Origin of the sequence: Agrobacterium sp., from assembly GCF_032092815.1 — a bacterium.
Lineage (GTDB): Bacteria > Pseudomonadota > Alphaproteobacteria > Rhizobiales > Rhizobiaceae > Agrobacterium.
In genome coordinates this window covers 1-7,576 of record NZ_DAMDBP010000083.1, presented here as the reverse complement: position 1 = coordinate 7,576, position 7,576 = coordinate 1, and the positions used below count along the sequence as shown (strand labels likewise).

Sequence of the window (7,576 nt, the reverse complement as noted above, 5' to 3'; positions counted from 1 at the left end):
CGGAATGACATGATCGCCCTTCTTGACCGAGGTGACGCCGGGGCCGACATCCACAACAATGCCAGCACCTTCATGGCCGAGAATGGCCGGGAACAGGCCTTCCGGGTCAGCACCAGACAGCGTGAAATCATCGGTGTGGCAGATACCCGTTGCCTTGACTTCGATAAGCACTTCACCGGCGCGTGGCCCGTCAAGCTGGACGGTCATGACTTCAAGCGGTTTGCCTGCCTGCACGGCGACTGCTGCGCGAACATCCATCGGGTATCTCCTTGAGCGATTTGTTATGTGCCTGACTTTTGCCTCAGCTTGATATGCTTAACAAGGCAAAAATACAAAAAACTAATTCGTTATAAGGCAATAGCGGATGTTTGCGCGCCCCGTGCGATGCTGGACAAGTGGATGTCGCACGGGGGATTGTTTCAGGCTTTTGCTACGTCGCCAAACAGCATGTCACCATTCAGGTGCAGCCAGCTGTTGCTTTGCATGCGCGTGATCTTGCGGGCAGATAATGTTCTGACAGTATCCATCAGGGCCAGCCAGTCCGGATGGCTGCCATCTTCTTTTACGGCGTCATTGATGTGGCGCAGAACGGCCAGTTCGGCGGCCTGTAATGCGTTTTCCTTGTCGCTCAGCGGCAACTCGACGATGCCGGCGATATAGTCCATGTCCTGTGCGGTGATGACAGCTTCTTCCTGCCGTCCGGCGGCATAGGCGCCCTTGCGGGCAATAATGGCCAGCCGCAGCTGGTTCAGCGCCAGCACACGCAGTGACACCGGCGTATAACGAGCCTTGCGAATGATATTCTGCAACAGCGTCAGTTTCAGCTGGTTGTGAATAATGCCTTCAGGAGCAAAGGTCGCTACAAACCAGTCGGCATTGTAGGTGTCCATCGAACCCTGCGGGTAGCTGTGAAAAACGATGAAGTCGGTCAGGCTGTCGACGAAAAATGCAGCCCAGTCTTGCGAGTCGGGAGAAATCGTCCGGTTCAGCGCAATGATTGCTGCAACGTCAGCCGTTGTCTGTATGCCGTTTGGAAATGCTCGTCGTCGTAAAAAGGTAGTATCATCAATATAAAGCTGCCTTGTCTCCTCGCCAGACGACGGGAAGGCAGCGCCCATATTATTCATCTTTCATCTCTCCGTTTCATCATGAAACTGGGCAAAGCGTAGATGCGAACGGTTTACGAGATGCCAACAAACGCAGCTAATCAAGCCTTGATGAAACCGTTAAAATTTGAATGATCTGCTGTTCCTGTGCCACGGCGGGACGCGCGCATCCGCGCCGCTGAACGACTGTTTCACCGTCGGGACAGTTGAGAGATCAGTGCCAGCAATGGCCAAGGATATATCAGGCAAACTTTACATAAACTTGCTGCAAACCATCCGCGATCGCCAGCAAAGCGGATGAAATTTGCTGGTTTCTTCGCCAACGAATCTTTGGCGTGATCATCTGCAAGACCGATCTTGCTGGCGCAGGGAAATGATTTTTCGTCGGCTTGAGGCTGGAATTTTCTCCTCAGGTGGCGCGAACACGCTCCCGCCAGATGATGAAAAGGCCCGATGCAACGATAATGAGGATGCCAAGCCACTTGGAGGGGCTTGGAAAATCATTGAACAGCACGAATCCCAGTGCCGTTGCCGAGATGATTTCGAAATACTGGAAGGGTGCCAGCAGCGAAATCGGTGCGAGTCGAAACGCCTGAACGACCAGCAGATGCATGTAGCCGGAAATCGAGCCGAGCAGAATCAGAAGCAGCAAAGCCTGTATGTTGCCAGGCAGTGACATTTCAAAGTCCACATCACCCAGCGAATGGCCGATGCCAAGCGCAACCGCCATGAACAATGTGCCGCCAATGCCAGCCATGGTCTGCATGGTCAAAGGCGTGTCGCCATCACCCATGGCGCGGTTGAGGAACAGGTAGAGTGTAAAGAGGAATGCGCATGCCACCGGCAGCAGGGATTTCAGACCGAAGATTTCAAAACTTGGCTGAATGACGATCATCGCGCCGCCAAAACCGATGACAATAGCCAGCCACCGCCGCCAGCCGACTTTCTCACCCAGAAACAGCGCTGACATCATGGTCAGCATGAAGGGTTCGACAAAGTAGATGGCAAAGACATCCGCCAGCGGCATATATTTGACCGCCACGAAAAACATCAGGCTGGCTGCGGCATGCAACACACCCCGAAACAGGTTGAGAAACGGCCGGCGGGTGGACAAGAGCGCCCGCGGAGATAGTGCGAGCAACAGAGGCAGCGTGCAGACCAGCTGAAAAAAGAAACGGTAGAAGGTGACCTGACCCGGTGACATGCCGCCATAGGTGGCCATGTATTTGGCTATGGCATCCATGGCTGGCAAAACCGCCATGCATCCGGCCATGATCATCATGCCGCGAAACGAACTGCTGCTGGAATCACTCTGCGTCATTGCCATACCTGCTGCCACCAGACCTGCTGTTGTCATCACCGAACAGCGGCGGCAGGAAAAAAGGGGCGCTAAACGCGCCCCTTGATGCTTACGCAGCCTGTTTGGGCAAACTCTTCATATCAATGACAAAGCGATAACGCACATCGCTTTTTATCATGCGTTCATAAGCATCATTGATCTGATCAATGTTGATCATCTCGATTTCGGCTGTAATGCCCTTCTGGGCGCAGAAATCCAGCATCTCCTGTGTTTCAGGAATGCCGCCAATCATCGAACCGGCAAAAGTCTTGCGGCCGGGAATAAGGCTGAAGGCATGAACCGACAGCGGCTTTTCCGGTGCGCCAACCTGCACCAAAGCGCCATCGCGCTTGAGAAGCGCCAGATAGGCATTGATATCGTGGTCGGCGGCAACCGCGTCAATAATCAGATCGAGGCTGGAAGCGGCCTTTTTCATCTGGTCGGCATCGCGTGACACGATGACTTCGTGCGCGCCAAGCTTCTTGGCATCATCGGCCTTGGAGGGCGAGGTGGTGATCATCACAACCGTTGCGCCCATGGCATTGGCAAGTTTTACCGCCATGTGGCCAAGACCGCCGAGACCCACGACGCCAACCCGTTTGCCGGGGCCGGCCTTCCAGTGACGCAGCGGTGAATAGGTGGTGATGCCAGCGCAGAGCAGCGGTGCAGCGGCTGCGGCATCCAGCGTTTCTGGAATGCGCAGCACATAACGTCGGTCGACAACGACATGGCCGGAGTAACCGCCAAGTGTGTGGGCATTGCCGCCCATCGCCTTGTCTGGCGCATTATAAGTGCCGGTCATGCCGTTTTCGCAATATTGCTCCAGGCCTTCATTGCAGCTGTCGCAGGCGCGGCAGCTGTCAACGATACAGCCAACGCCAACGCGGTCGCCCGGTTTGAAGGTGGTGACGTTTGCGCCGATACGGCCAACGCGACCGATGATTTCATGGCCGGGCACGCAGGGGTAAAGGCTTCCGGCCCATTCGCCGCGGGCAGTGTGGATATCCGAGTGGCAGACGCCACAATATTCGATTTCAATCTCGATATCGTCTGCACCGGGGTCACGGCGCTTGATCGACGCGAGTTTCATTGGGGAAGAACCGTCATCGCAGGCATAAGCTGACGTTGTGAACATGATAGTCACTTTCCTTTATGTTGTTATTCAAATCGAATGGTGCTGGCCCTGTTATCAAACCGCGCCAGAATCAATCCGTCTTGCGGGCGGATTCGTTTATCGTCTCGCCAAAAACCTCTTCAAAGGACTGGCGCAGCAGCGGGTCTACATCGCTCATCATCACCAGAAGGCCCAGATCAACGAGGCTGGTCACGCCAAACTCCGAAATGCCGCAGGGCACTATGCCTGAAAAATGTGACAGGTCGGGGTCAATATTGATGGCCAGACCATGGAAGCTTACCCACTTTCGAAGACGAATGCCAAGGGCAGCAATCTTGTCTTCGGCAATTCGCCCGTCCAGCAGGCGAGGGCGCTCGGGCCGCTGCACCCACACACCAACCCGGTCTTCCCGGCGTTCGCCGCGCACATTCATCTTGTCGAGCGTGCGGATAATCACTTCCTCAAGACAGCTTACATAAGCGCGCACATCCTGACGGCGGCGTTTCAGGTCCAGCATCACATAGGCAACACGCTGGCCGGGGCCGTGATAGGTATATTCGCCACCACGCCCGGTCTGGTAAACGGGAAAGCGGCTTGGCTCGAGAAGATCGGCGGATGTCGCACTGGTGCCGGCGGTATAAAGAGGCGGATGCTCCAGAAGCCAGACCAGTTCGCCCGCCGCGCCGTCCGCAATTGCCGCAACACGGGCCTCCATCTCGGCCATGGCGTCCTCGTAGGGCACGGGACAGTCCGAGATTCGCCACTCAACAGGCGCTGACTCGGCCGTTGGCAGCATTGTTTTTTCAAAATCGGTGCGTGTGAGCATAATATGCGTCCTTTCCACAGCCTTTTCGCAGAATGATTATAGGGCTGCAAGGCCCGGTTTCCGGGCTTCTTGAATGTAGGAATTGCACTTCCGATTTTTAATTTCAAAAAACTGTCACGACACACTTGTGTACCGGAAATGCTTTTGCTACATGCTCGTTCGTCGCCGCAAGGACGACACTCTACCACGATGCGGTCGTGGCGGAATTGGTAGACGCGCAGCGTTGAGGTCGCTGTGGGGCAACCCGTGGAAGTTCGAGTCTTCTCGACCGCACCAATTAAATCAGTAGCTTACTGGTTTAAAAATAAAAATGGCGGCTCTGCCGCCTTTTTTATTGCCTAAATTTCAGAGGCCCCTTTTCTCCCGGAAATGATCATTGTGCACTGCCGAAGGGCAGGGTGTTTTGGGGTGAAATGTTTCTCGTCATTCGGTTGTTTTCTGGTCCTCCAAAGGTCGAATCAAACGTTAGCTTTGATTTCGATTTCCTATCCGTTGGCGCACCGGATCGGATGATCGCATGTGGGTATGGCTGAAAATCGTAGTTCAATAAAATAGACATGTTGAAGACGTCGTTGCCGATCTCATTTTTCATGGCGATAGCGATTCTGTTTCAAGAGCTAAGCTCCCCATTCAATTGATTGGCGATTTCTTTGCGAATGTCTTTTCTTTTTGTGGATTTGAGTTTTACAACTATCGCCCACCAACCCCTAAACCTCCGTCCGAATCCCGTGTTTGAATCTGAACCACTGCCAAGCCTTGATGATGTGCCTGAGACCGTGCCGACCAAGCGCATGTTGTCCTGGGCCAAGAACTCGACGCTCTATCGTTTGCAGCGGCAGATCATGTCCGAGCAGCAGTTGGCCAATGCCATCAAACGCAAGGCGTTGACCAAGTTCGAGGGCATAACGCCGGAACAGGTGCAGGCGTTGGCGGCGGAAGCCGTGAAGATCGGATATGATCTCAAAGCGCTGGATGATGAGGCCTTTGCCGGCATTACCACCCGAAATGCGGTTAGAAACGGCAAATCCCGGCGGATGATTGCCCAGAAACTGTCGATCAAGGGTGTGGCATCAGAAACGGCGGCGGTGGCGCTGGATGAGGCTGATGATCTCTATGCCGCCGTGGTATTTGCCCGCAAGCGGGCGTTCGGGCCGTTCCGGCGGGTTGATCTCGACGAAAAGCGCCATGGCAAGGAAATGTCGGCCTTTGCGCGCAGCGGTTTCAGCTTTGATATTGGCAAGAAGGTGTTTGCCATGAGTTATGAGGATGCCGAAGAGGTGTTGGCCAACGGCCCGTAATCAGGCTCGTTGCTTGATTACGGTTTGGGCGCCTATTGTTCGGCGGACTGTTCTTTTAAATAAGCGATGAGGTCATCGACCTTGTCCTGCGTCCAAAACCCAAAAAAACGCATCGATGTGCCGGGCAGGAATTTTTTCGGGCTGGCCAGAAATTGCGACAGTTCTTCATCCGACCACACAAGGCCTTTGGTGCCTGCATCCTTCATGGCCTGCGAATAGTTGAAGTTGGCAATGGAACCGGCCGGTCTGTTGATGATGTTGACGAGGTGCGGCCCCATGCGGTTGCTTTCCTGCGAAATTGCGTGGCAGGGCGCACAGATGCTGAACACCTGTTTGCCGCGCGCCGCATCACCAGCCGTAATGGTTGCGGCAGCCTCCTGCGCATGGGCCGGTATATAAAGACAGAGCAAACTTGCTGTTGTCACCAGCAGGGTACGGCGTGTCACGGCTTTATCTCCGTTTGAGGTCCAGACTTGTCATATGTGAATTTTGCCCGCGCTGTGAAGATGTACGTGGGTCGTGCGACGTTTTATCACGATCACCTTTGGCAGGGGTGAAATGGCGCTTCGTTGAGTTTCCCTAGTGATATTGATGTTCAGAAAAAATAACCGTAAGGTGCGCTCGTTCAAATTATTTTGAAGGTACGCTCATGACGGTTCCGTTTCGCCAGCCCTTGCCCTTGCTGGACAATGATATTCTGAGAACCTTCGTGGCCATTGCCGAAACCGGCAATTTCTCCACGGCGGCCGAAGTGGTGTTTCGCACGCCCTCGGCGGTTTCGATGCAGATCAAGAAACTTGAGGAGCAGTTGCGCACCACATTGTTTCTGCGCGACGCCCGCTCTGTAACACTGACGGCGCATGGCGAAATGCTGCTGACTTATGCGCGGCGTATGATTGCGCTGTCCAATGAGGCTGTGTCGCGTTTCATCATGCCTGAACTATCCGGCGTGGTGCGGCTGGGTGCGCCTGAGGATATTGGCGAACGTGGCCTGTTGCCCGGTATTTTGAAAAGTTTTGCCGAAGTGTTTCCCGGCATCATGGTCGATGTGACGATTGATTCCAGCTCCAGCCTTTACAAACGTATGGATGAAAAGCGGCTGGATCTGGCGCTGGTCAACTGTGCGTCGCACCCGCTGCGCAACACCGGTGAGGTGTTGATGCGCGAAAGACTGGTCTGGGCCGGTGCCAAATGCGGCACGGCGCATCTGCGTGACCCGCTGCCGATTTCCATCTGGGAAGATGGCTGTATCTGGCGCTCCGATGCCATTACCGCGCTCGACAAACGCAACCGCTCTTACCGCGTTGCCTATTTGAGTGGTCACACCATGGCGCAGCACGCGGCGATTGCCGCAGATCTGGCCATCGCGCCTTTGCCACGATCTTACGTACAAAATGACATGGTCATTCTGGGCGAAAAGGAGGGGCTGCCGGAACTTGGCTGCTTCGATATTCGCCTGCTGGTTTGCGACAAGCCTTCGCGGCCGATCGAGACTGTGGCCGAAAGCATTCGCAACGCCTTTGCGGAGCTGACAAAGGCGCTGTAAGCGATCACCCTATCTGATGGACATGTCAGAAAGAGCCGGTGCCCTGGGCGCTGGTTGGTGCTGGCGGCCAGCTGCCGCGTTCTTGCAGCCACTGCGCCGAATTGACCAGCCCGCCGAATGGAAACACATGGATCTGGCGGATGGCGCCGTCTGGATTGCCGAGCCAGAAATCCTCGATCGGCTTTACCACGCTTTCCGGGGAATGACGGGTGGCAAGGGCGGTCAATGACAGGGCGTTCTTGCGCAGATAGGCAATGGAATTGCCCACACCACACAAGGCTGCATATTTAATGAGTGTGGTCACCTTGGCGGGGCCGGCCACCCCAACATGCACTGGCAGGCTGATG

The 7,576-nt window shown here is 54.9% G+C and carries 8 protein-coding genes, 1 tRNA gene and 1 pseudogene; 3 read left to right on the top strand and 7 right to left on the bottom strand.

What is annotated here, in order from left to right; translation table 11 throughout:
• The 5 genes from RT613_RS23430 to lipB all read right to left on the bottom strand — a co-directional run.
• The coding region (locus RT613_RS23430) for an alcohol dehydrogenase catalytic domain-containing protein (protein ID WP_313618769.1) at positions 1 to 258 on the bottom strand (258 nt) is incomplete at its 3' end.
• A gap of 161 nt (positions 259 to 419) precedes the next feature.
• Positions 420 to 1,127 carry a hypothetical protein gene (locus tag RT613_RS23425; protein ID WP_313618768.1) on the bottom strand — a complete coding sequence of 236 codons (708 nt, stop codon included), beginning with the start codon at positions 1,125 to 1,127 and terminating at the stop codon, positions 420 to 422.
• A 388-nt stretch (positions 1,128 to 1,515) separates the two neighbouring features.
• Positions 1,516 to 2,427, bottom strand: coding sequence for a DMT family transporter (locus tag RT613_RS23420; protein WP_313618767.1), 912 nt, complete (start codon positions 2,425 to 2,427; stop codon positions 1,516 to 1,518).
• 88 nt (positions 2,428 to 2,515) lie between these two features.
• Positions 2,516 to 3,580 carry an NAD(P)-dependent alcohol dehydrogenase gene (locus RT613_RS23415; RefSeq protein WP_313618766.1) on the bottom strand — a complete coding sequence of 355 codons (1,065 nt, stop codon included), beginning with the start codon at positions 3,578 to 3,580 and terminating at the stop codon, positions 2,516 to 2,518.
• A 70-nt stretch (positions 3,581 to 3,650) separates the two neighbouring features.
• A complete protein-coding gene (gene lipB, locus RT613_RS23410) occupies positions 3,651 to 4,385 on the bottom strand; it encodes a lipoyl(octanoyl) transferase LipB (RefSeq protein WP_313618765.1) in 735 nt (244 codons plus the stop codon).
• A 191-nt stretch (positions 4,386 to 4,576) separates the two neighbouring features.
• On the opposite strand from lipB, the gene RT613_RS23405 reads away from it, so the two are divergent.
• Positions 4,577 to 4,661 (top strand) — tRNA-Leu (locus tag RT613_RS23405).
• 452 nt (positions 4,662 to 5,113) lie between these two features.
• A complete protein-coding gene (gene recX / locus RT613_RS23400) occupies positions 5,114 to 5,683 on the top strand; it encodes a recombination regulator RecX (RefSeq protein WP_313618764.1) in 570 nt (189 codons plus the stop codon).
• Positions 5,684 to 5,715: 32 nt separating this feature from the next.
• On the opposite strand, the gene RT613_RS23395 is transcribed toward recX, so the two are convergent.
• Entirely contained in the window at positions 5,716 to 6,129 is a 414-nt protein-coding gene (locus RT613_RS23395) for a cytochrome c family protein (RefSeq protein WP_313618763.1), read from the bottom strand.
• Between the two features lie 203 nt (positions 6,130 to 6,332).
• Between RT613_RS23395 and RT613_RS23390 the strand changes: the two genes are divergently transcribed.
• Positions 6,333 to 7,229, top strand: a complete 897-nt coding sequence (locus RT613_RS23390) for a LysR family transcriptional regulator (RefSeq protein WP_313618762.1) — start codon at positions 6,333 to 6,335, stop codon at positions 7,227 to 7,229.
• 25 nt (positions 7,230 to 7,254) lie between these two features.
• Here the strand turns inward: RT613_RS23390 and RT613_RS23385 are convergent.
• Positions 7,255 to 7,576, bottom strand: a pseudogene (locus RT613_RS23385) (methylenetetrahydrofolate reductase); the annotation flags it as partial.

Excerpts from the sequence above, each read along its gene's own strand:
- RT613_RS23420 (WP_313618767.1), bottom strand. The coding sequence starts at position 2,427 with ATGACGCAGAGTGATTCCAGCAGCAGTTCGTTTCGCGGCATGATGATC.
- lipB (WP_313618765.1), bottom strand. The coding sequence starts at position 4,385 with ATGCTCACACGCACCGATTTTGAAAAAACAATGCTGCCAACGGCCGAG.
- RT613_RS23415 (WP_313618766.1), bottom strand. The coding sequence starts at position 3,580 with ATGTTCACAACGTCAGCTTATGCCTGCGATGACGGTTCTTCCCCAATG.
- RT613_RS23390 (WP_313618762.1), top strand. The coding sequence starts at position 6,333 with ATGACGGTTCCGTTTCGCCAGCCCTTGCCCTTGCTGGACAATGATATT.
- RT613_RS23425 (WP_313618768.1), bottom strand. The coding sequence starts at position 1,127 with ATGAATAATATGGGCGCTGCCTTCCCGTCGTCTGGCGAGGAGACAAGG.